Origin of the sequence: Methylophaga sp. UBA3192, assembly GCA_002363955.1 — a bacterium.
GTDB lineage: Bacteria > Pseudomonadota > Gammaproteobacteria > Nitrosococcales > Methylophagaceae > Methylophaga.
On sequence record DEXE01000002.1, the window covers coordinates 254,682 to 275,817 of the forward strand.

Here is a 21,136-nt window from a genome sequence, read left to right on the forward strand (position 1 = left end):
GGAGAGTGTTATGGCACTAATCGTCAATAGTAATCTGGCATCTTTGAATGCTCAGCGTAACCTGAGCACTTCACAAAATGATCTGAATACAGCTTTACAGCGTTTATCCTCTGGTTTGCGAGTTAACAGCGCCAAAGATGATGCTGCAGGTCTTTTTGTCGCTCAACAACTTACTCGAGATATTCGGGGAACCAATCAAGCCGTTCGAAATGCGGCAGATGGTATTTCTTTGGGACAGACAGCAGAGGGTGCGTTAGGCCAGGTTGCCAATAACCTGCAGCGGATTCGTGAAATTGCTATACAGGCATCAAACGCCACGGTGGGTGATCGTAGCGGTTTACAAAAAGAAGTCGATCAGTTGACTCAGGAAATTTCCCGTATCGTTCAAACCACTGAATTTAGTGGAACCAAACTGCTCAGTGGCGCAACTTCTCTGGTCTTCCAGGTGGGCGCTAGTGGTTCAACAAATAATCAGGTAACTTTGGATACGGTTAATATTACCGGTATTGGTGGTTATTCTCTGGACCTTACTGCAACCGGTACAATTAACGTGAGTGATGCAGCAAATGCATCTGCTGCTTTATCAGGATTATCAACTGATATTGATACAGTAAATCAGACTCGTGCAACTTATGGTGCTTTGCAGAATCGGTTTGAAGCCGTTATTTCAAATCTACAGAACTATGCCGAGAATTTGACGGCTGCGCGTAGTCGGATTGAAGATGCTGATTTTGCTGCTGAAACCGCAAGATTGACAAGAGCGCAAATACTGCAGCAGGCTGGTACCTCAATTCTGGCTCAGGCAAACAGTTTGCCACAAAGTGCATTAACCTTGTTACAGGGCTAAATTTGATGAGTTCAAATCGTCCGGAAAAATAAGCTATTGCTGCCTATCGAGTTTTTTGAAAAAAAGATTAAAGAAAAATAATCGCTGGTCGCTAAACATTTCGGAGGCGGTAAATACTGGGTTTTCCACAGTCTGTCCGCCATGTTTAGTGGGGCAAAATGCCCTTAAAAGCCTAGGAGAATTCTCATGGCGCTTATTGTAAACTCGAATCTGGCATCTTTAAATGCACAGCGTAATCTTGAATCATCACAAGGCAGTCTGAACCAATCACTGCAACGTTTATCATCTGGTCTGCGTATTAACAGCGCAAAAGATGATGCAGCAGGTCTTTTCATTGCTGAACAGCTGACTCGTGATATCCGTGGTACTAATCAGGCTGTCCGTAACGCCTCTGATGGTATTTCTCTTGGCCAAACCGCTGAGGGTGCATTAGGTGAAATTGGTAATAACTTACAGCGTATCCGTGAGTTGGCGGTGCAATCAGCTAACGCCACGACTGGCAACCGTACCGGTATTCAGGCTGAGGTGGATCAGTTAACTCAGGAAATCTCACGTATCATTCAGACCACTGAATTTGCTGGTAATGGTCTGCTAAGTGCGGCAACGTCATTGACCTTCCAGGTTGGTGCCAGCGGTGCTGCATCTAACCAACTTTCAGTATCAACCGTAACTATGACAGCGATAGCGGGTTACAATGCCAGCCTGACTGCCACTGGTACTGTTAATGTGTTAAGTGCTGCGAGTTCATCTGCTGCACTTTCCGCCTTAGGCGCAGCATTAGATACCGTTAACCAGTCACGTGCTACATATGGTGCGCTGCAAAATCGTTTTGAAGCGGTTATTTCTAACCTGCAAAACTACGCAGAAAACCTGACGGCTGCACGAAGCCGTATCCAAGATGCTGACTTTGCTGCTGAAACTGCTAACCTGACGCGTTCACAGATTTTGCAACAGGCTGGTGTTTCAATTCTGGCGCAGGCGAATACACTGCCTCAGACAGCACTTTCATTACTCGGATAAGTTACCGGGTGGGCTTCCCGGCAGTTAGCCGGGAAGCGATTACCCGATATTCTTGGAGGATGAAGGAATGACTACAAACGATTTCACGGTTAAAACTGATTCGTTGTCATTACAAACTTCTGGCAATATTCAGCAGGACACTAATGTTCCTGCTGAAGTTGTTTCAGGGCTTGGTACAACACAACGGGTTAATTCTCTATCTCAACCGAATACACTCTCCAATCAATTGGCAGCGACGGAAGAGCAATTGGTAGCGATTCAGGAACGAGTAGTTGAGCTTAATAGCTACATGCAGAATCTGAATCGCTCTTTACAATTTTCAGTGGATGATCAAAGTGGTGATACTGTGATCAAGGTAATTGATTCGGAGACGGATGAACTTATCAGACAGATCCCTGCTGAAGAATTATTAGTAGTCCGCAGCTCTCTGGAAGAGTATCGCGGTATGCTATTGGAAATGAGAGTTTGATTGGCGTGTAATTTGCTTAAAATCACACACTAATCGGGAGCATTATCATGGCTACAATACAAGCACCAGGCATCGGGTCTGGTCTAGATGTAAACGACATTGTCACTAAGTTGATGGAAATTGAACGTCAGCCAATCGACAACTTAACGACGAAAAAGTCATTTGTTAATGCCCAGATAAGTGCTTATGGCTCATTGAAAAGTAAAGTCTCCGATTTCCAGACAGCGATGTCCAATCTTAACTCACCTGAGAAATTTCAAGTCTATCAGGCTACCAGCGGAAGCGAGTCTGTTTTTACCAGTTCCGTTTCAAGTGGGGCCGTTGCGGGAAACTACAATATTGAAGTAGTGAGTCTGGCAGAAAGGGACAAAATTGCCACCAAAGCCTATACCGATTCCAATACCGTTGTTGGAGAAGGTACGATCAATATCAGTATCGGAGCCGAGAGTTTCGAACTGACTATTGATGGCACCAATAACACGTTGGCTGGTATCCGGGATGCTATTAATAACGCGACCGACAATAGTGGTGTTTCGGCTACAATCGTTACCGGTGATGAAGGTGCTCGTTTAGTTCTGTCTTCAAGAGAAACTGGAGTCGACAATGCTTTACGGATAAGTGTGACAGATAGTGACGGTAACAATACCGATGAAACTGGGTTATCGGCTTTAGCCTATAATCCGGAAGGTGGTGTTGAATTCCGTCCGCCAATCTCGTCAGCACAAAATGCTCTGGTCAGGATTGATGGCTTTGATGTCAGCAGCAATTCCAATACGATTACCGGTGCTATTGATGGGGTTACCATCAATGCTGCTTCAGTGGGCTCTTCAACCCTGAGTGTTACAAGGAATGACGAACAAATTCTGGAAGCGGTAGAGGCATTCGCTCAGGCTTTTAATGATTTGCGCTCTGAAATTAACAAACAACGTAGCGGTCAACTGGAAGCGGATAGCACCCTTTTATCATTGGAAAGGCAAATTTTTGATGTTCTGAATGCTGGTTCATCAATTGACGGCTCCTCTTTTAGCTATCTGATAGAAGCGGGTGTCTCGATCAATAAACAGGGTGTTATGGAGGTTGATTCGGATCGCATCACAGATATTATGAATACCGATTTTGAATCTTTTACTAATTTGTTTGCCTCAGAGAATGGTGGTTTTGCTGCTAAACTGTCAACTCTGGCCAATGGTTGGTTAGCCAGTGATGGTCTTATCGATTCCCGTGAAGACGGGTTAAAAACTCAAGTTGAAGGGATTGATGACCAGATTTTAAGGATGGAAGATAGGCTGATTTCTGTAGAGGCAAGGATAAGAGCACAATTCACTGCATTGGATACATTAGTCAGCAACTTAAATAATACGTCGAGCTTTTTAACGCAGCAATTAGCTTCTTTGAATAATAAAAATAATTAATACAGAGCGAAATTAGGATGATGCAAAACATGATCAATAAAAAAGCACTGGAAGGTTATGGGCGGGGTTCCGTAGAGTCCGAAGTAAACTTTGCCTCCCCTCATCGTATTATTCAAATGTTGATGGAAGGCGCATTATCAAAAATCGCTACGGCCAAAGGCTGTATTGCTCGTAACGATATTTCTGAAAAAAGTCGTCAGATCACTTGGGGAATGAATATTATCCAGGGACTGCGAACCAGCCTGGATGCGCAAAAAGGTGGAGAGGTTGCGGCTAATCTTGACTCACTTTATGAATATATGGGCCGAAGATTGCTGGAAGCCAATGTAAAGAATGATGTTGCCATTCTGGATGAAGTCAGTAGCTTGCTGATGGAAGTTAAAGCAGGATGGGATAATATTCCCGCCGAGTTTCATTAATCTTTTATGTCAAATTCAGACGATAAAATTGAAATGTTGCAACAGGCCTTGGAACTCACTCAGAACATGCTGAATTTGTCTAAACAGCATAACTGGGAAGCACTTGATCCTATCGAAAAAGAAAGACAACTTTTGCTAGAAGCACTATTTCCCTTAGCCGATAGCTCTGTTGAAATCGAAAAGATGTCAACAGACTTACAAAGGCTCATTGATACTAATAATGAGCTTATTGCGCATTGCCAAAAAGGGAAACAGTCTCTTCAGCTGCAAATGCGTGACGCAAAATTCACCCAAAAAGCCGTAACTGCTTATCAATCCAATTAGTTAGCGTACTTAATTCTGATAAAGTTCCCAAATTTAGTGTCATTTTTTTGACAACTAACCGTAAAGTGCTTAACTTGATTTCACAAATCCTTGTAGTGATACCGTCAGGTACGGAGTGAGCTTGTCTTCAGGAGCAGTTATGAATGCGTGTAATATCTTGGTGATAGATATTGACCCCCAACGCCGAGAAACGCTTTCCACGCTTATTGCGTTTTTGAATTGCCACGCAGTGGTGGTGAAGGACATGGAAAGTTGGTTTGATAGCATTGATGATTTAAATGATATTGCGTTGGCGCTGGTTGGTGATTGTGGAGGGAGCAGCCAGACCAAACAATTACTTCGTGAACTGGTCAATCATGAAGCAAGAGTTCCGGTTTTCACCCTTGATTATCCTCAAAATGTTACTGGCGAATTCCCCGGTACCATCGGCGCATTGCATTATCCTGTTAAGTATCCTCAGTTAAGTAATGCCTTACAGCAAGCTTCGGTTTATAAAAATCAGGCTCAAAATACAGTTGAAACCGAACCATTGTTTCGCTCCTTGGTTGGAAACAGTGTAAAAATGAAGCGGGTTCAGAAAATGATTCAGCAGGTGTCAGATTCTGAAGCAAATGTATTGATTCTGGGGGAATCCGGGACGGGTAAGGAAGTGGTTGCCCGCAATTTACATTACTTTTCTTCCCGTCGGGAAAAACCTTTTGTGCCAGTAAACTGTGGCGCGATCCCCGGTGAGCTTCTTGAAAGTGAACTGTTCGGACATGAAAAAGGCGCTTTTACTGGCGCGATAACGGCCCGAAAAGGACGTTTTGAAATGGCCGAAGGTGGCACCCTGTTTCTTGATGAAATTGGGGATATGCCATTACCCATGCAGGTCAAGCTGTTGCGGGTATTACAGGAAAGAACGTTTGAACGGGTTGGTAGTAATAAAACGCAAAAAGCCAATGTCAGAGTCATTGCGGCAACTCACCGTAATTTAGAAACCCATATTGATGATGGTCGTTTCCGAGAGGACTTGTTTTATCGTTTAAACGTCTTTCCGATTGATATGCCAGCGTTACGTGAACGACCAGAAGATATCCCATTACTGATTCATGAGCTGACCCAGCGCATAGAACATGAAAACCGTGGGGCTGTGAGATTTACCCCGGCGGCAATCGCTTCGTTATGTCGTTACAGCTGGCCCGGAAATGTTCGAGAGCTTGCTAATGTGGTGGAAAGGCTGGTGATTTTATATCCCTATGGCACAGTTGATTTTGATGATCTGCCAGAAAAATATCAAATTGACGGCGAACCTCTGACGGAAGTTGTTACCGCGGCTATTTCTGCTCGGCCTGAAACATCAGCTGCACTAAAGGTGGTTGTCAAAGAGAATGCAGCCAGTGATTCTGTTGCACCATTAAATGGAGCAAGTCATTCCGATAATGGGGCAATTAAAATGGAGGCGCTTCCGGAAGACGGATTGGATTTAAGGGAGCATCTGGCCAATTTGGAATATCTGCTTATCAAACAAGCATTGGATGAAGCGGCCGGGGTTGTTGCCCATGCAGCCAGCAGGCTCAAAATGCGCCGAACAACATTAGTGGAGAAGATGCGCAAATATGGTATTCAACGTGATGTTGAAATCACCTGATATAGGTGCCTGAATTTTGACTCCGAAATAAAATAATTAAATATAAGTCATTGATATTTAATAGTTAAAAAACAGGGCATGTATTTTGCAGAAACACTATCGGAAACCCTTTAGTGGAGCAAAATAGATGAACCTGAAATGGCCTGAATCCTCTTCCCAGAGTGAACGCCCTGCAACCAAGTCAACACACTCAACGAAACGGCCCATGGCTGCTATCGCTGAAAATCATCCTGTTTGGACACCACCAGTAAGTCATAAAAAAACATCAGCTTCAGAGAGCCGTATTGCGGATCGTCTCAGTAGCTTGTTAGCAGTCATTCCCGGTGGTGTAGTGGTGATTGACGGTACGGGTTTGGTTCAGGACTGTAATCAGGTGGCTATTAATCTGCTTGGCGAACCATTAACTGGTCAACGTTGGATTGATGTCATCAAACGGGCTTTTAAACCACGTGAGGATGATGGGCATGATGTCTCGCTGGCTGATGGCCGTCTGGTGCATATTTCTACCAGTCCATTAGATAAAGAACCGGGACAAATTATCCTGCTTCAGGAGGTCACAGAAACGCGTCAACTGCAGCGTAAAGTGGCGCATTTGCAGCGTTTGTCTGCAATGGGTGAAATGGCAGCACGCCTGGCCCATCAAATCCGCACCCCTTTATCCTCCGCCACATTGTATCTTGCACCGCTACTCAAGCCCGAAACTGAAAAAACGACGCAACTGAAATTCGCCCGCCGTTTACATGACAGTTTGAGCCATATGGAACAGCTGGTTCGCAATATGCTGGCATTCTCGCGTGGCGATATGAATAGTACGGCACCGGTCAGTGTGAGTGAATTAGTCGATGAACTGGTTCAGCAGTTTATCGCGCAGCCCGAAAGTGAATCCTTGAATGTACAGGTGAGTAATCTGGTCAACGATGGCTATGTATATGGCAGTCAGCCGGCATTGGTCAGTGCATTGAACAACTTACTGAATAATGCACGCCAGGCCTGTGGTGAGACAGGAAAAATTACGATTCACGCCGAGTATGCTGAAGAAGATCAGCAGCAGTTTATTGAAATCAGTATTGAAGATAATGGTGACGGAATCGCAGAGGCTGATTATGAGAAGATTCTGCAACCCTTTTATACCACGCGTTCAGCAGGAACCGGTCTGGGCTTGGCAGTTGTGCAATCGGTTGCCCGGGCACATAAAGGTATGTTGTGGCTGGATAGTGAGCCAGGCGTTGGCAGTACATTTTGTCTTCGACTGCCAGTTTACCGTCCTATGAATACCCCCCAGGAAACAATGCAAACAGGAGTGAAATCATGACGCAGTCAATGATTATGGTGGTTGAAGATGATGCAAATTTACGTATTGCTTTATGCGATACGCTGGAACTTGCAGGCTATCAGGTCACGGCGACTGACCACGGCCAGAAAGCTTTGGATAAGCTGGCAAATGAACCCATAGGATTGTTACTCAGTGATTTGCAGATGCAACCAATGGATGGACATACCCTGTTGAAAAAAGCGCGCGCCATGCTGCCTTCTCTGCCAGTGGTGCTGATGACCGCTTATGGTTCAGTACAAAGTGCCGTAGAAGCCATGCATGAAGGTGCCTGTGATTATCTGATGAAACCATTTGAAGCCGATGATTTGCTGCAACGCGTACAGCGTTATGTACGCACATTACCAGCCAGTGATGATATGGTGGCTGCCGCTAAATCCTCTGTGGATTTACAATCGTTGGCAAGACGCGTGGCTGAAACCGATGCCACGGTGTTAATCAATGGCGAGAGCGGTACCGGTAAAGAAGTTCTGGCACGCTTTATCCATCGCCACTCACCTCGTAAAGACGGACCCTTTGTGGCGATTAACTGTGCTGCGATCCCTGAATCCATGCTCGAAGCAACATTGTTTGGCTATGAGAAAGGGGCATTTACCGGCGCAGCTCAAGCGTATGCCGGTAAATTTGAACAGGCAAATCAAGGCACGATTTTATTGGATGAAATTACCGAAATGGATATTTCATTACAGGCTAAATTATTGCGGGTGTTGCAAGAGCGGGAAGTAGAGCGCCTGGGAGGAAGAAAAACCTTATCGCTGGATGTACGTGTACTGGCAACCACTAACCGCACACTTCGTGAAGAAGTAAAGGCCGGTCGTTTCCGCGAAGACTTGTTTTATCGATTAAACGTTTTTCCTTTGCAGTTATTACCTTTGCGCGAACGACCGGAAGATATTGTGCCATTGGCTCAGCAGTTACTTGAGCGTCATTGTCAGCACAGTGGAAAGGTGGCGCCCCATTTTGATAATGAAGCACAAATCAAATTGTCCCGGCACAGCTGGCGAGGCAATGTGCGTGAACTGGATAATGTTATTCAGCGCGCTTTGATTTTACAGCGAGGCGCAGTAATCAAGGCCGAAGACCTTGCCTACGAAACCCTGGCCGGAACTCAGCAAAGCAATACTGAAGTAACCCCTGTACCAGTGATGGTGGACGATAATTCTGATGCACTGACGGTTAATGCGGATGATTTACGCAGTCATGAACAGCGTCATATTCTCGACATGCTGGCCAAACATCGGGGCAGCAGACGTGAAACTGCAAAAGAACTGGGTATCAGCGAACGCACGTTACGCTACAAGATTTCTCGTTTTCGTGAACAGGGGGTTGCCATTCCCGGAAAATTTGGCAAGAAGTCTGCATAAATAAACCAAGCTCAACCAAGTCACACAAAGCGAGAAGATTCTTATGATAAAAGCGATTGATCCCAACCAGCTGCTGACACAAATGCGGGCTATGCAAACTCAGGCAAATCAAGCCATGCCCATGCCGGCAGAGCAAAATTTGTCCAGCGGACGAGTTGATTTTGCCGATTTGATGAAAAATGCTGTTGATAAGGTGAATGAGACACAACAAACTGCGAGTCAGTTAAGAACCGCTTTTGAGTTGGGTGATCCCAGTGTGAATTTAACTGACGTTATGATTGCTTCACAAAAATCCAGTGTGGCTTTCGATGCAACTATCCAGGTGCGTAATAAGCTTATCGAGGCTTATCAGGAAGTCATGAGAATGTCGATTTAATGTTGCTGGTTAAACTGAAGAGCTGAAACATGGAAAACGTACCTGCTACAAAAACGAATACATTTGCTGCCAATTCTCCTCTGGCGGTGATGCAAAACAATATTTCCCGCCAGCCGGTGACCAAACAAATCATGTTTTTATTAGCCATTGCCGCGAGTATTGCTGTGGGTGGTTACGTATTTATGTGGTCGCAGACACCTTCCTATCAGGTGTTGTTTTCAGGAATGGAGGCGCAGGAGTCATCTGAAGTTGCCAATGTATTGCAGCAGATGAAAATCGATTATAAGCTGGATCCAACGTCAGGCGCATTACTGGTTCCGGCGTCAGAAGTTCAGGGCTTGCGTTTACGTCTGGCGGCGGAAGGTTTGCCACGTAGCTCAGCACAGGGCATGGAGATTCTGAGCCAGGAACAGGGTTTTGGCACCAGTCAGTTTATTGAGCAGGCTCGCTATCAACGCGCGATGGAGCAGGAGCTTGCCCGTTCGGTGGCTGAATTACAGAATGTCAGAAGTGCCCGGGTGCATCTGGCAATTCCAAAACAATCTGTCTTTGTTCGTGAACGTAAACCGCCCACCGCGTCAGTAGTGCTGAATATGTATGCTGGCAGAACCTTGGAACGAGGTCATATTGCCGCTATTACGCATATGGTGGCTGCCAGCGTTCCGAATATGAAAAGCTCGGATGTTACTGTAGTCGATCAGCGCGGTAATTTGCTTAGTCAGCCAGAACGCAATAGCAGCATGGCATTGAGTGATACGCAGCTGGAGTTCACCCAAAAGCTTGAACAGTTATATATCAGTCGTATTGAAGATATCCTGACACCGATCGTGGGGATGAATGGTGTCCGTGCGCAGGTCGTTGCTGATGTTGACTTTACCGTGACTGAACAAACTCAGGAGAGTTACAACCCGGATTTGGCAGCATTACGCAGTGAACAGCTTGCCGAAGAAGAACGCGTTGGAGGACTGGGCCCTATGGGGGTACCTGGAGCCCTAACCAACCAACCTCCTGGTGGTGGAGTCGCTCCGGAACAGGCAGTGCAGGAAAATGTTGGGGAAGATGGTGAAGTGGTCACCAACACGGTAACACCTGGCTCCAGCACGAAACGCAGTACCCGCAACTTCGAACTGGATCGTACGATCAGCCATAGTCGCCTGGCACCTGGCAGTATTCGTAAGTTGAGTGTTGCTGTGCTGGTTGATGAACCCGCAACCACAGATGCTGAAGGTAATATGGTGAGTACGCCGTTGAATGATGCTCAAATGGCGCGGATTAATACCCTGGTTATGGATGCTATCGGTTTCAATATGGCACGTGGTGATAGTTTAAATGTAGTCAGTGCTCCGTTTGTTACACCGGTTGAAGCTGAACCTTTGCCCAGTATTCCTTTGTGGGAACAACCATGGTTTTGGGAGGTTGGTAAGCAAGTACTGGGAGCCTTGGTTGTATTATTCCTGATTTTTGGGTTGATACGGCCAGCCTTCAGGGATCTGAATAAATCCCCAGATAAACAGTTAGCGAATCAAACCGGTGAAAACGCGGAAGGCATGTCGGCAGAACAGGTTTTGGCAGCAAGTAGTAAAAATGGAGAGGATATTGCTAAACTGACGACTGGTTCTGAGCGCGTTGAACAGCATTTGACTAATATTCGTAGCTTAGTACAGCAGGACCCTGCGCTGGTAGCGCAAGTGGTAAAAAACTGGGCAGCGAGTGATGCATAATGGCCGAACAACCCCGTAAATTAACAGGTACTGAAAAAGCTGCTGTTTTTCTTCGCTCGATAGGTGAGGAAGATGCTGCTCAAGTACTAAAACATATGGGACCAAAAGAGGTTCAGAAAATCGGTCAGGCCATGGCGACATTAAGCAATGTGACGCGTGGTGAAGTTGAAACTGTTTTAGGCAGTTTTGTCACTACTGTTGAGCAGGAGACCGGCCTTGGCATTGGGTCCCATGATTATGTTCGGAAAATGCTGGTCGGCGCGTTGGGTGAAGAACGGGCTGGTGGCTTGCTCGACAGGATCCTTTCCGGTGGTAACACGAACGGTCTTGAACAATTAAAATGGATGGATGCACGCGCTATCTATGAAGTCATCCGTCTGGAGCATCCCCAAATAGTGGCGATAGTATGTTCCTTCCTGGATTCAGATCAGGCGGCACAGGTTCTTGGAATGTTTCCTGAACGGGATCAGGCAGCCATTCTGCTTCGCGTTGCAACCCTGGATGGCGTACAACCTGCAGCACTGAACGAACTCAATGAGATCCTGGAAAAACAATTCAGTGGCAATGCTGGTGGACAAACGGCCACAGTGGGTGGTCCGAAAACGGCGGCGGATATTCTGAACTTTGTTGAGGGTAGTCGTGAAGCGGCCATAATGGAAAAGATCAAAGAGGCAGAACCGGATCTGGGTCAGAATATCGAAGATCTGATGTTTGTCTTTGATAATCTGATTGATGTCGATGATCGCGGTATGCAGACGCTGATGCGTGAAATTCAAACCGATCAATTACAGCTAGCACTTAAAGGTGCTGACGAAAATCTTAAAGAGAAGTTTCTTAAAAACATGTCTCAGCGTGCGGCGGAAATGCTACGTGATGATCTCGAAGCCATGGGACCAGTGCGTGTCAGTGATGTCGAGGCCGCACAAAAATCCATTCTGGCTACCGCGCGGATGCTGTCCGATAAAGGTGATATTGCATTAGGTAGCGGCGGTGGTGGTGATGACTTCATCTGATGATCTTTATACGACCGAACATGCCAACGTTTTATCTGCCGAAGAGTTAGCCAACGCGTATGAGCGGTGGGAGGTTCCACGCGTTGTCTCGGTTTCTGATGTAGAAGCTGAAAATGCAAGCCCGCTTACGGTTGAAGCTATAGAAGCCGTTCAACAGGCTGCCCAGGAAGAAGGTTTTAAACTGGGATATGATGAAGGTTATCAGCAAGGCCATGAGGCTGGTATCAAAGCGGGTGAAGCCGATATTCAGCAGCAATCACAACATTGGAAAACCTTAATAGACAGTCTTCATGCACCACTTAAAGCTGTTGACGCCCTTGTCGAGCAGGATTTGCTTGCCATGCTTAGTCTGCTGACCCGACAAATCATTTATCAAGAGATCCGCCAGCAACCGGAGCTTGTCATCACAGCTGTCAGAGAGGCATTGGCTGTATTACCGGTCAGTGATCGCCAGCTTAAGGTCTATCTGAATCCCGAAGATATGGAGCTGGTCAAAAATGGCCTGAAACTGGATGAGGATGCCGGCTGGCAGTGGTATGAAGATCCGCTGTTGACTCGCGGAGGAGTAAAGTTGGTCACTGCGGATACCACGATTGATGCCACGGTTGAAACACGACTCAACAATTTGATTTCACGGTTATTGAGTCAAGACAATCACTATGAATCCTCCTGAACCCAATAATCGTGCTTTAGCGTTGCAACAGCAGTTGCAACAACATCACGCGCGATTAGCAGCCGATCAAGAGACTCCGATTACAGTTGAAGGACGTTTAACCCGTATGGTGGGGTTGACCCTGGAAGCGGTTGGATTTCAAGCATCCGTTGGCAGCCGATGTGAAATTTATGCCCCGGGACGTGAACCGGTTGAAGCTGAAGTGGTTGGTTTTCATGACGAAACGCTTTATCTGATGCCGACTGGCAACATTCGTGGTCTGGTACCTAATGCACGTGTCAGACCGATTCGCAGTGATTCCCAGGTTCCGGTAGGCGAAGCCTTATTGGGCCGGGTCGTTGATGGTGCCGGAAAGCCACTGGATGGTCGCGGACCATTGAATGTAAAAGATAAAGCTCCCCTGCATGGAAAAATCGTCAATCCGTTATCACGCGCCCCGGTCAGACAGCATCTGGATGTCGGTGTCAGGGCAATCAACGCGTTAATGACCGTTGGCCGTGGACAAAGGATGGGTCTGTTTGCCGGCAGTGGTGTGGGCAAAAGTGTATTGCTGGGTATGATGACCCGTTTTACCGAAGCCGATGTGATCGTCGTGGGGTTAATTGGCGAACGGGGACGTGAAGTAAAAGAATTTATAGAAGATATTCTTGGTGAAGAAGGTTTGAAACGTGCCGTAGTAGTAGCTTCACCAGCAGATCATTCACCATTGATGCGTTTGCATGGTGCCATGTTGGCTACCAGTATTGCGGAATATTTTCGGGATCAGGGCAAACAGGTTTTATTGCTGATGGATTCACTGACGCGTTTTGCACAGGCGCAGCGGGAAATTGCACTTGCGGTAGGTGAACCGCCAGCCACTAAAGGTTACCCACCTTCAGTGTTTTCATTATTGCCGCAACTGGTTGAGCGAGCCGGCAGTGGTGAAGTAGGTGGCGGTGCAATTACCGCGATATACACCGTCCTGACTGAAGGTGATGATCAACAGGATCCGGTGGCTGATGCGGCCCGTGCCATTCTGGATGGGCATATTGTATTATCCAGACAATTAGCTGAAGCCGGTCATTATCCTGCTATTGATGTTGAAGCATCGATCAGCCGGGTCATGCCGCAGGTGGTGGATGCCAAACATTTACAGCTGGCGCAGCAATTCAAGCAGATTTATGCCACTTACCGACAAAATCAGGATCTTATTACTATTGGAGCCTATCAGGCTGGCAGTGATCGACATATTGATGAAGCAATTAATCGTTATCCGGCTTTATCAGCAATGTTGAAACAGGATATGCATGTGGCGCATGATTGGAATAACAGCATTCAGGCATTACAAAAACTGTCTTTTGGACAAATGAGTAATCAACCACAGTTAAATGGACAGCTGATGCAAGCGGAACAACGCAATTTCTAATTGCTTTTAACTTTTCTTATACGGGGTTTATGAGCACATGACACGGGCAACTAAACTAAACCCAGTGATTGAAATGGCTGGCCGTGAGACGGATAAGGCCATGCAAGACTTGGTTCAGGCCAATAACGTATTAGATCAGGAAAGACATCAGCTCAATGACTTATTGCGATATCGTGAAGAATATCTGCAACAGTTTCGACAAGGCGATGCGCTACAGATGAGCGCACGCAAAGCCATTGATTTACGAAATTTTCTGGCTCAGTTAGATCAGGCTATACGCTTACAACAGAGTCAGGTTGAACGCTGTTTTGTTCAGACACAAAAACAACAACAGCGATGGCTGGAAGCCAGAAATAAACAACGTTCAATCGAATCCCTCAAAGATCGCTACCAAAACGAAGCCGAACAACGACAGCAAAAACTGGAACAGCGGTTGGCAGATGAACATACTGCTATGCTCTGGGCGCGCAGACATAAATAAACACTGGCATAGTCTCTGCATCAACCTTTAAAAAGCGGAAAATTCCGTGCAGCTTGGAATTTTGATAGGTTTGCCAATGGATAACGTGTTGCCTCCAAGTTTTTTTTTGTCAAAAACAGTATTTGAAAAGCCATAATTATGATGCATACAAAAACAACGCTGGATTGCGGAGTGCAGCTCACCATTACTCAACTGGAGCTTTGGTATTTGCATTGTCTGAAACTATTGCTTGCTGGAGACAGTATCTATATCGATGTCAGTCGATTACAAAAAATTGACACCGCAGCTCTGCAATTGTTGTATCAATTTTATCAACAGGCACAACATTACGGTATTCAGGTAGTTTGGTCAGATATGAGTGAGAACTTTCAGGATGCAGTCAACTTATCAGGATTAATGTTTACAATGGAAAACCAGCAGTCATCAGACGAATCAGGCAATGGAGAAAAACTAGGATGGCCAGCATATTAGTAGTGGATGATTCGCCTTCGTTAAGACAAATGCTGCAAATTATTTTGCAGAATTCCGATCATGAGGTGTTGTGCGCAGAAGATGGTAAACAGGCGCTTGAAATGGTGTCTGAAGTGCAGTTCGATTTGATATTAAGTGACTTTAATATGCCACAGCTAAGTGGGCCGGAATTCATTGTGCTGCTTCGCCAACTACCGCAATACCGGTTTACTCCCGTGCTGCTGTTAACGACCGAAACAGATGAAGATAAAAAACAAATTGGACGCAGCGCCGGGGCCAGCGGATGGTTGAAAAAACCGTTTGACCCTGAGCAGTTGGTCCTGACGGTTAATTCACTGTTGAATTAAATCTGATATCAATGAAACCTTCATTATCTTCTGCAACAGCCGCTTTTCAAGAAGAAGCGCTGGAGACATTGCAGCAAATAGAACAATGGACAGTATCCTCATTACAGGAGGTATCGGCCTACAATGAGCCGCAAGAAACGCGCAGATTACTGCACTCTTTGAAAGGTACGGCAGCCAGTTTTGGTCATGATGTTATGGCGCAGGTCTGCCATGCCATAGAGAGTTTTTTGGAAGATAAACAGCAACTCAGTGTGCAGGATAGTGAAACGTTGTTAACAGCAATTGACTATTGCCGCCAAAGCTTAAATGAACCTGAATTAAGTCCGCAGTTGCAGAACGGAAATCTGGCAGATTGTATCGCTATGCTGAAGAGTCAGGTGCAGCGTACTCAAGAACCATCAAATGCCAGGCTCCCTCAGGAAATAAATGGTTCAGTTTGGCAAATTGATTTTGCACCGCACCGGCAGTTTTTTGAAAACGGTCATGATCCTTTACGTATTATCAGGGCATTACGTAATTTGGGGCCTGTTAAAGTCTCGGTATTCACTGATAAATTGCCGGATTTTGCTGATTTTGATCCATTTCAATGTTATCTGCGCTGGCAGATCACCCTTAAAGCAGAACTGGATTATAAAAAGCTGGCGACTCAATTCGAATGGGTAAAACATCTGTGTGATTTAACCATAGATTTACTGGCTTTACCCCAAACCAACCGGCTCATTGAGCCAAATCGTTACAAACTGAATGAAGCGGATCTGGATTCATTACTCACTGTTTCTCAAACGCTGCAGTCGCAGTTATATAAAGCTATTGCGTTGACAGACCAGTTAAATCATACGGATAAGGTTCGTTTGTCGCGTCGTAATCATGCGATGAAGCGCCAGCAGCAACTGTTACAGCAACAGCTGTTACAGATTACGATGCGCCCTTTGGCTGATGCTTTTGCCAGATTGCCTCGGATGGCTTTTGATCTGGGACAAAAAACCAATAAACCCGTACAACTGCATATGCATATTGCAGCCATTGAACTGGATAGTCTGATCATCAATTCATTGATGGATCCCTTGATGCACCTGTTACGCAATGCGCTGGCGCATGGAATTGAATCCGCTGAACAGCGTCAACAGTCCGGCAAACCCGTTAATGGGCAGATTCATATATCCGCCGAGCAAATCGATGAGCAGTTATTAATCCGTTTCAGTGATGATGGAGCGGGACTGTCCGAGCAACAGATTCTGGCAAAAGCCAGGCAAATGGGCATTAACATTCAGAACTCAATAAAGAACAGTCAGCAACTCAGCGAGTGGATTTTTCGTGCGGGTTTTTCAACGGCTAAATCGGCCGATGCTATTTCCGGGAGAGGTATCGGGCTGGATGTGGTCAAGCAGCACGTTACCGATTTGGGCGGCAGTATTGAGTTGGTCTCTGCTCAGGGAAAAGGCTGTTGCTTTACGATGAATATTCCTGTTCAGCGTTCTCTGGTTGATGTTCAGCTGGTCAGCGTTTCCGGGCAGACAGTTGCATTGCCGTTAATCAATTTAATCGATAGTTATGCTTTTGATAGCAACAGAGTGATTTGGCAGCATGGCAAGCAGTGGTTTATTACGGATGATAGTCGTCAAATTCCCTTGTTCGATCTCGGTAAGTTTCTGCAATTGGCACCTGAGCCTGAAGATGATGAGGCGACCTTTATCATCGTATTGAATGCGGAAAACCATTTTTTTGCCGTGCAAGTGGAGCGTCTGGCAGAACAGGCGCAGTTGTTAATCAAATCCTTGCGTCCACACTATCGTCATCTGAGTGGCGTTAAAGGGGTTGCCATATTGCCTGAGGGAAGTTTGGCTTTATTGCTCGAGCCCGGCAGATTGTTGATGTCATTCTCAAACCTTGGTGAAAGCTGAAATGACCAGCGAAGTGCATTTAAATCAGGATATTTACCAGTTGATGGTGATCAGTCACCAAAAGTTCATGGTGCCAGTCCATAGTATTGTCAGTGTGTTCGCACTGGAGGATATACTTCAATTGCCACATACACCCGATTGGCTGTCAGGCGTGGCACATATTCGTAATGCAATTGTACCGGTCGTCAATCTGAATGAACTGATAGGTTCCGCTGAGCCAGCGATTCAATCGGCTTATCCGTTACTTGTGTTATTGCGCCATCCTCGGGACTCACAGCGCTGGTTGGCGCTTTGTGTAACAGATCTCAGTAGCGTTTTGCTCAAGGAAGATCTGCATAAAATGTCATCAAGCTCAGCGGTTCATCCTTGTTTGAAGGCTGTGTTGGACAATCATTCACAAAAAATCCATTGGCTTGATATCAGTAAATTATTTGAGCAATTGATTAAGGAACAAGCGTAAGGGATGTCTGAGCAAGGAGCCAAGCGCATCATTGCGGTGATGAACCAAACGCATGATGTTGGGAAGACCACGGTCACTGCAAATTTAGGTGTTATCCTGGCAGAAATGGGCTATCGGGTTTTAATGCTGGATTTGGATCCCCAGTCTGATTTAAGCCGACAGTTCGGTGTGCCTGAAACGCAACCAGGAATGGATGCCCTGTTAAGTGATAATGCTTTGGCAAGCGAGCTATTACTGCCCTTAACTGAGCATCTATCGCTTATTGCATCCGGTCCGGAGCTGCTTTTGTACGAGCAACAAACACCCTCGGCAAAACTCGGTATGCAACTGAAGCAATTACTTACTTCGACAATACAGGCAGATGCAGATATTATTCTAATTGACTGTGCAGCCTTATCGGGGTTGTTAGGGACCAATGCGGTGTTAGCGGCTACAGATATGTTAATTCCGGTTTCTGCAGGACACGGAGCACTACGCGGTATGATAAAAATGTTACCCGTATTGCAACGGGTGTCGAAGTTGAGAGCAGAGTCATTAAGATTATGGCTGTGTTTAAATAGATTACCGGATGGCAGTGATTTTGCTTACCAGTTTGGTCATTTATTAACGCAGTATTTTCCGAAGCGAGTGCTGAAAACGGTGATATACGATAACGAGTCTGCCAATCCGGCAGATTATCAATCTCTGGCAAACGATTTGCTGTTGGGAAGAGCAGATTAATGGCTGAAAATGCGCTACGACAAAATCTGGTCAGTGAATCAGCTGATTTGGCTGAGCATGATATCACGCTGGTTGAACATAATTTTGCTACGCTGATGGGGTTCAGCGACGCTTTGGCTGAGCGCTTTTATCAGCGCTTATTTGCTGAATACCCTGAGACCACGACTTTATTCAAATCAGTAACAATTGAAGGACAGCATAAAAAGTTACTGGCTTCCATGGTTATGCTGATTAAGCATTTACGTGACTCAGCAATAATTGAGGATTACCTGCAGGGATTAGGTGTTCGTCATCAACAATATGGTGTCGAAGCTTCGCATTACGAGATGTTTATTGAAAACTGGTTATCGGTGATTTCTGAGTTTTCTGAGCAGGAATGGAATGAACCGTTACAGCAAGCCTGGCGCAACATTCTTGAGTATGTCGCCGAGTTGATGCAAACACCCGTCACGCAGGTTACAGACCCTGAAGCGGTTAATCAGACAAATCAAAACTCCACTGCGGAGTGTGCACTTACATCGCTAGCTGTAGCTCAAACTGCAACTCCAATGGTGATGATGGATTTGAATTTGGTGGTTCGTTATCTCAATGCGGCCGCTGAAAGTTTGTTAAATAAACACCAAGCCAGTCTTGAACATTTTTTCCCTAATATCAGTTTTGACAGTATTACCGGGGCTTCTCTACAACATTTTGCCGAAAAAACACCCTTTCCAATCGACTGGTTCAGTAACTTTGAGCAGTTACCGAGAAGCATTGATTTGCATTATGCGGATCTCGATTTGAGAGTGACAATTTCTGTGTTGTATAAAAATGATGAACCGGAAGGTTTTTTGCTTGAGTGTTATCCGCAAACTGCGGCAGTAAGTCAACATCCGGAAGACCCCAAAACATCGTCAACCACTGGTGTCTCAACAATACACAGTAATCTTTTAACGTCACTTGAAAAAGTCCTTAATGAAGTACAAACACAAAACGGTCATTTGACGGGGATGTTGCAGGAAATAGATGACGCTGTATTTGAAACCAGTTTGCTGGCTTTAAACTGTACAGTGGAAGCGGCAAAACTTGGTGATGAAGCACGTCAACTACGCGACTTTTCAATGGAGATCCGCGTCCTGAATCAGCAGTTGAGTCAATTGCTGCAACCATTAAAGGTTCAATCCGGACTACAGCAGCAACAGTTAACCAAAAGTATTGAGCTTGCCCGGCAACTGGAAATGGAGCTGACTCAAAACCTTCTGGTTAAGGAGAGCCAGAATCGCCATTCAATTGAACAAATCAGTCACCAATTATCTCAACAGACACAAGCCTTAACGCATCTTATCCATGCGATTTCCTCAAAGGCTGGTCCATGAATCTGCAAGTTTGGCACAGCCATTGCTTTTCATTACTTAAACAGCCTGTATGAGCTGGTAAATCAGTGTTTAAGGAAACGACATAATGCAACAGCTGACCCTTCCCTCCCTCAATGTTGTGAACAACAGTAATGCGGATAAATCTGTTAAATCAGCTGTAAACAACAAGGATAATGATGCTTTTGCGTCTGAACTGGATCGTAGGGTGAATGACCACCAACAATCTGCAAAGGATAAAACAGCTAAAGCCGATTCCAAAATAGATTCAAAACAAACGGAAAAAAACGATAAAGCGGAAAAGTCCGAATCGAAAGACGGCAAAAAGTTGCCGCTGGAAAAAACTGACAAAAGCACTGCAAAGACAGAAAAAGAAACAGATAAGATTGATTCGGAAGAAGCTGCAGAAACCAGTGATGAAGCTAAACATCCACTTATATTGTCGGTCACGCCAGTTACAGATGAAGCTGGTGGCAAAAAAATCTCTGCTCAACAGGGTCTGGTCAATAAAACAAATCTCCCTCAGATAACGGATGTAACTGCTGATAAAAAAACCTCTGATTTAGTTGCGTCGGTAATAAAGCCGACTGCCCAAGGCATTGGCGTACAGACAGGCAAATCAAATAATGCGGATAGTCCTGCTACTACAATCCGTGCGGATATACTGCAAGCCATACAAAAACAAGGTGGTGAAGGCGAAGCGGTTGCTACCGAAAAATTTAAATCGATGATGCAAAACGCGAGTAAAATGCCTCAGCAAACGAATGCTGCGAGTGCCGAAGCTATTGCCTCCATGCGTCAGGTAGAGCCATTAACAGAGAAAGGTCCTGCTTCCACCTTGAGTAATCCTTTAGTGTTCACTGCAACGACGGGAACAGCGACACCTGTGGCAGGCGTGGCCAGCGCAGGAAGTCCGGCTTTATCATTGGATATTCAGCCACAATTGAATAATGCGGCGTGGGCCAGAGTGATGAGTAGTCGAGTGGTGTGGATGGCGCGTGAAGGTGTGCAGCAAGCGGAACTGAGGCTGAATCCGGCTCATCTGGGACCGGTAGAGGTCAGACTGAGCATGCAAAATGAACAGACAAGTGTTACGTTTGTCGCCTCAAATGCCGCCGCCAGAGATGCCCTGGAGCAGGCACTACCAAGATTGCGCGAGAGTTTCAGTGACAATGGATTGGCGCTTAATCATGCTGAAGTCAGTCATCAGGATCAGTCCTCGCAAAGTTCTGAGCAGGATGAGCAATTACAAGATGGTAATAATACGGCTCAAGTTATCATTGAAATGGACGATATGGATGATGAGGCAGCGCTCACTTCTGCTGATTCAACAGATAATAGTGTTGGTGTCAGTGTGTTTGCCTGATAATTATAATAATAGACTTAGATTGGAGAGACCGA

Annotated in this window: 22 protein-coding genes; all 22 read left to right on the top strand. The window is 45.7% G+C overall.

Annotation, left to right across the window (positions count from 1 at the left end; genetic code table 11):
• Window positions 1-10: 10 nt before the first annotated feature.
• Window positions 11-847 carry a flagellin gene (locus B2337_RS01290; RefSeq protein WP_292414373.1) on the top strand — a complete coding sequence of 279 codons (837 nt, stop codon included), beginning with the start codon at window positions 11-13 and terminating at the stop codon, window positions 845-847.
• Between the two features lie 186 nt (window positions 848-1,033).
• A complete protein-coding gene (locus tag B2337_RS01295; RefSeq protein WP_292414372.1) occupies window positions 1,034-1,867 on the top strand; it encodes a flagellin in 834 nt (277 codons plus the stop codon).
• Window positions 1,868-1,934: 67 nt separating this feature from the next.
• Window positions 1,935-2,336, top strand: coding sequence for a flagellar protein FlaG (locus tag B2337_RS01300; RefSeq protein WP_292414371.1), 402 nt, complete (start codon window positions 1,935-1,937; stop codon window positions 2,334-2,336).
• 47 nt (window positions 2,337-2,383) lie between these two features.
• A complete protein-coding gene (gene fliD, locus B2337_RS01305) occupies window positions 2,384-3,748 on the top strand; it encodes a flagellar filament capping protein FliD (RefSeq protein WP_292414370.1) in 1,365 nt (454 codons plus the stop codon).
• Window positions 3,749-3,777: 29 nt separating this feature from the next.
• Window positions 3,778-4,167 (top strand): flagellar export chaperone FliS, encoded by a 390-nt coding sequence (gene fliS / locus B2337_RS01310; protein WP_292414369.1) that lies wholly within the window; start codon window positions 3,778-3,780, stop codon window positions 4,165-4,167.
• 6 nt (window positions 4,168-4,173) lie between these two features.
• Window positions 4,174-4,491: a flagellar protein FliT gene (locus tag B2337_RS01315; protein WP_292414368.1), complete on the top strand. Its 318-nt coding sequence runs from the start codon at window positions 4,174-4,176 to the stop codon at window positions 4,489-4,491.
• 139 nt (window positions 4,492-4,630) lie between these two features.
• A complete protein-coding gene (locus B2337_RS01320; protein WP_292414367.1) occupies window positions 4,631-6,121 on the top strand; it encodes a sigma-54 dependent transcriptional regulator in 1,491 nt (496 codons plus the stop codon).
• Between the two features lie 127 nt (window positions 6,122-6,248).
• A complete protein-coding gene (locus tag B2337_RS01325; RefSeq protein WP_292414366.1) occupies window positions 6,249-7,433 on the top strand; it encodes a sensor histidine kinase in 1,185 nt (394 codons plus the stop codon).
• A complete protein-coding gene (locus B2337_RS01330) occupies window positions 7,430-8,815 on the top strand; it encodes a sigma-54-dependent transcriptional regulator (protein ID WP_292414365.1) in 1,386 nt (461 codons plus the stop codon). Before B2337_RS01325 ends, B2337_RS01330 begins: the two co-directional genes overlap by 4 nt.
• Window positions 8,816-8,858: 43 nt before the next feature.
• The gene (gene fliE, locus B2337_RS01335; protein ID WP_292360300.1) at window positions 8,859-9,191 is read left to right on the top strand and encodes a flagellar hook-basal body complex protein FliE; all 333 of its coding nucleotides are present in this window, start codon (window positions 8,859-8,861) and stop codon (window positions 9,189-9,191) included.
• Between the two features lie 29 nt (window positions 9,192-9,220).
• Window positions 9,221-10,912, top strand: a complete 1,692-nt coding sequence (gene fliF / locus B2337_RS01340; protein WP_292360298.1) for a flagellar basal-body MS-ring/collar protein FliF — start codon at window positions 9,221-9,223, stop codon at window positions 10,910-10,912.
• On the top strand, window positions 10,912-11,925 hold the full coding sequence (fliG, locus tag B2337_RS01345) for a flagellar motor switch protein FliG (protein WP_292360297.1): 1,014 nt from the start codon (window positions 10,912-10,914) through the stop codon (window positions 11,923-11,925). Before fliF ends, fliG begins: the two co-directional genes overlap by 1 nt.
• Window positions 11,912-12,598 (top strand): flagellar assembly protein FliH, encoded by a 687-nt coding sequence (locus B2337_RS01350; RefSeq protein WP_292414364.1) that lies wholly within the window; start codon window positions 11,912-11,914, stop codon window positions 12,596-12,598. Before fliG ends, B2337_RS01350 begins: the two co-directional genes overlap by 14 nt.
• Window positions 12,585-14,003, top strand: a complete 1,419-nt coding sequence (fliI, locus tag B2337_RS01355) for a flagellar protein export ATPase FliI (RefSeq protein WP_292414363.1) — start codon at window positions 12,585-12,587, stop codon at window positions 14,001-14,003. The genes B2337_RS01350 and fliI overlap by 14 nt, the downstream gene beginning before the upstream one ends.
• Window positions 14,004-14,040: 37 nt before the next feature.
• Window positions 14,041-14,484: a flagellar export protein FliJ gene (fliJ, locus tag B2337_RS01360; RefSeq protein WP_292414362.1), complete on the top strand. Its 444-nt coding sequence runs from the start codon at window positions 14,041-14,043 to the stop codon at window positions 14,482-14,484.
• Between the two features lie 138 nt (window positions 14,485-14,622).
• Entirely contained in the window at window positions 14,623-14,955 is a 333-nt protein-coding gene (locus tag B2337_RS01365; protein WP_292397442.1) for an STAS domain-containing protein, read from the top strand.
• A complete protein-coding gene (locus B2337_RS01370; protein ID WP_292360287.1) occupies window positions 14,940-15,302 on the top strand; it encodes a response regulator in 363 nt (120 codons plus the stop codon). Before B2337_RS01365 ends, B2337_RS01370 begins: the two co-directional genes overlap by 16 nt.
• Window positions 15,303-15,313: 11 nt before the next feature.
• Complete coding sequence (locus B2337_RS01375; protein ID WP_292414361.1) at window positions 15,314-17,203, top strand: chemotaxis protein CheA; 1,890 nt, start codon at window positions 15,314-15,316, stop codon at window positions 17,201-17,203.
• A gap of 1 nt (window position 17,204) precedes the next feature.
• Window positions 17,205-17,663 (top strand): chemotaxis protein CheW, encoded by a 459-nt coding sequence (locus B2337_RS01380; RefSeq protein WP_292414360.1) that lies wholly within the window; start codon window positions 17,205-17,207, stop codon window positions 17,661-17,663.
• A 3-nt stretch (window positions 17,664-17,666) separates the two neighbouring features.
• Window positions 17,667-18,383, top strand: a complete 717-nt coding sequence (locus B2337_RS01385) for a ParA family protein (protein WP_292414358.1) — start codon at window positions 17,667-17,669, stop codon at window positions 18,381-18,383.
• Window positions 18,383-19,738 carry a globin domain-containing protein gene (locus B2337_RS01390; RefSeq protein ID WP_292414356.1) on the top strand — a complete coding sequence of 452 codons (1,356 nt, stop codon included), beginning with the start codon at window positions 18,383-18,385 and terminating at the stop codon, window positions 19,736-19,738. Before B2337_RS01385 ends, B2337_RS01390 begins: the two co-directional genes overlap by 1 nt.
• 85 nt (window positions 19,739-19,823) lie before the next feature.
• Complete coding sequence (locus B2337_RS01395; protein ID WP_292414355.1) at window positions 19,824-21,101, top strand: flagellar hook-length control protein FliK; 1,278 nt, start codon at window positions 19,824-19,826, stop codon at window positions 21,099-21,101.
• Window positions 21,102-21,136 lie beyond the last annotated feature (35 nt).

Coding starts and splice junctions, on each gene's coding strand:
- B2337_RS01290 (WP_292414373.1), top strand. CDS start 11: ATGGCACTAATCGTCAATAGTAATCTGGCATCTTTGAATGCTCAGCGT.
- B2337_RS01295 (WP_292414372.1), top strand. CDS start 1,034: ATGGCGCTTATTGTAAACTCGAATCTGGCATCTTTAAATGCACAGCGT.
- B2337_RS01300 (WP_292414371.1), top strand. CDS start 1,935: ATGACTACAAACGATTTCACGGTTAAAACTGATTCGTTGTCATTACAA.
- fliD (WP_292414370.1), top strand. CDS start 2,384: ATGGCTACAATACAAGCACCAGGCATCGGGTCTGGTCTAGATGTAAAC.
- fliS (WP_292414369.1), top strand. CDS start 3,778: ATGATCAATAAAAAAGCACTGGAAGGTTATGGGCGGGGTTCCGTAGAG.
- B2337_RS01315 (WP_292414368.1), top strand. CDS start 4,174: ATGTCAAATTCAGACGATAAAATTGAAATGTTGCAACAGGCCTTGGAA.
- B2337_RS01320 (WP_292414367.1), top strand. CDS start 4,631: ATGAATGCGTGTAATATCTTGGTGATAGATATTGACCCCCAACGCCGA.
- B2337_RS01325 (WP_292414366.1), top strand. CDS start 6,249: ATGAACCTGAAATGGCCTGAATCCTCTTCCCAGAGTGAACGCCCTGCA.
- B2337_RS01330 (WP_292414365.1), top strand. CDS start 7,430: ATGACGCAGTCAATGATTATGGTGGTTGAAGATGATGCAAATTTACGT.
- fliE (WP_292360300.1), top strand. CDS start 8,859: ATGATAAAAGCGATTGATCCCAACCAGCTGCTGACACAAATGCGGGCT.
- fliF (WP_292360298.1), top strand. CDS start 9,221: ATGGAAAACGTACCTGCTACAAAAACGAATACATTTGCTGCCAATTCT.
- fliG (WP_292360297.1), top strand. CDS start 10,912: ATGGCCGAACAACCCCGTAAATTAACAGGTACTGAAAAAGCTGCTGTT.
- B2337_RS01350 (WP_292414364.1), top strand. CDS start 11,912: ATGACTTCATCTGATGATCTTTATACGACCGAACATGCCAACGTTTTA.
- fliI (WP_292414363.1), top strand. CDS start 12,585: ATGAATCCTCCTGAACCCAATAATCGTGCTTTAGCGTTGCAACAGCAG.
- fliJ (WP_292414362.1), top strand. CDS start 14,041: ATGACACGGGCAACTAAACTAAACCCAGTGATTGAAATGGCTGGCCGT.
- B2337_RS01365 (WP_292397442.1), top strand. CDS start 14,623: ATGATGCATACAAAAACAACGCTGGATTGCGGAGTGCAGCTCACCATT.
- B2337_RS01370 (WP_292360287.1), top strand. CDS start 14,940: ATGGCCAGCATATTAGTAGTGGATGATTCGCCTTCGTTAAGACAAATG.
- B2337_RS01375 (WP_292414361.1), top strand. CDS start 15,314: ATGAAACCTTCATTATCTTCTGCAACAGCCGCTTTTCAAGAAGAAGCG.
- B2337_RS01380 (WP_292414360.1), top strand. CDS start 17,205: ATGACCAGCGAAGTGCATTTAAATCAGGATATTTACCAGTTGATGGTG.
- B2337_RS01385 (WP_292414358.1), top strand. CDS start 17,667: ATGTCTGAGCAAGGAGCCAAGCGCATCATTGCGGTGATGAACCAAACG.
- B2337_RS01390 (WP_292414356.1), top strand. CDS start 18,383: ATGGCTGAAAATGCGCTACGACAAAATCTGGTCAGTGAATCAGCTGAT.
- B2337_RS01395 (WP_292414355.1), top strand. CDS start 19,824: ATGCAACAGCTGACCCTTCCCTCCCTCAATGTTGTGAACAACAGTAAT.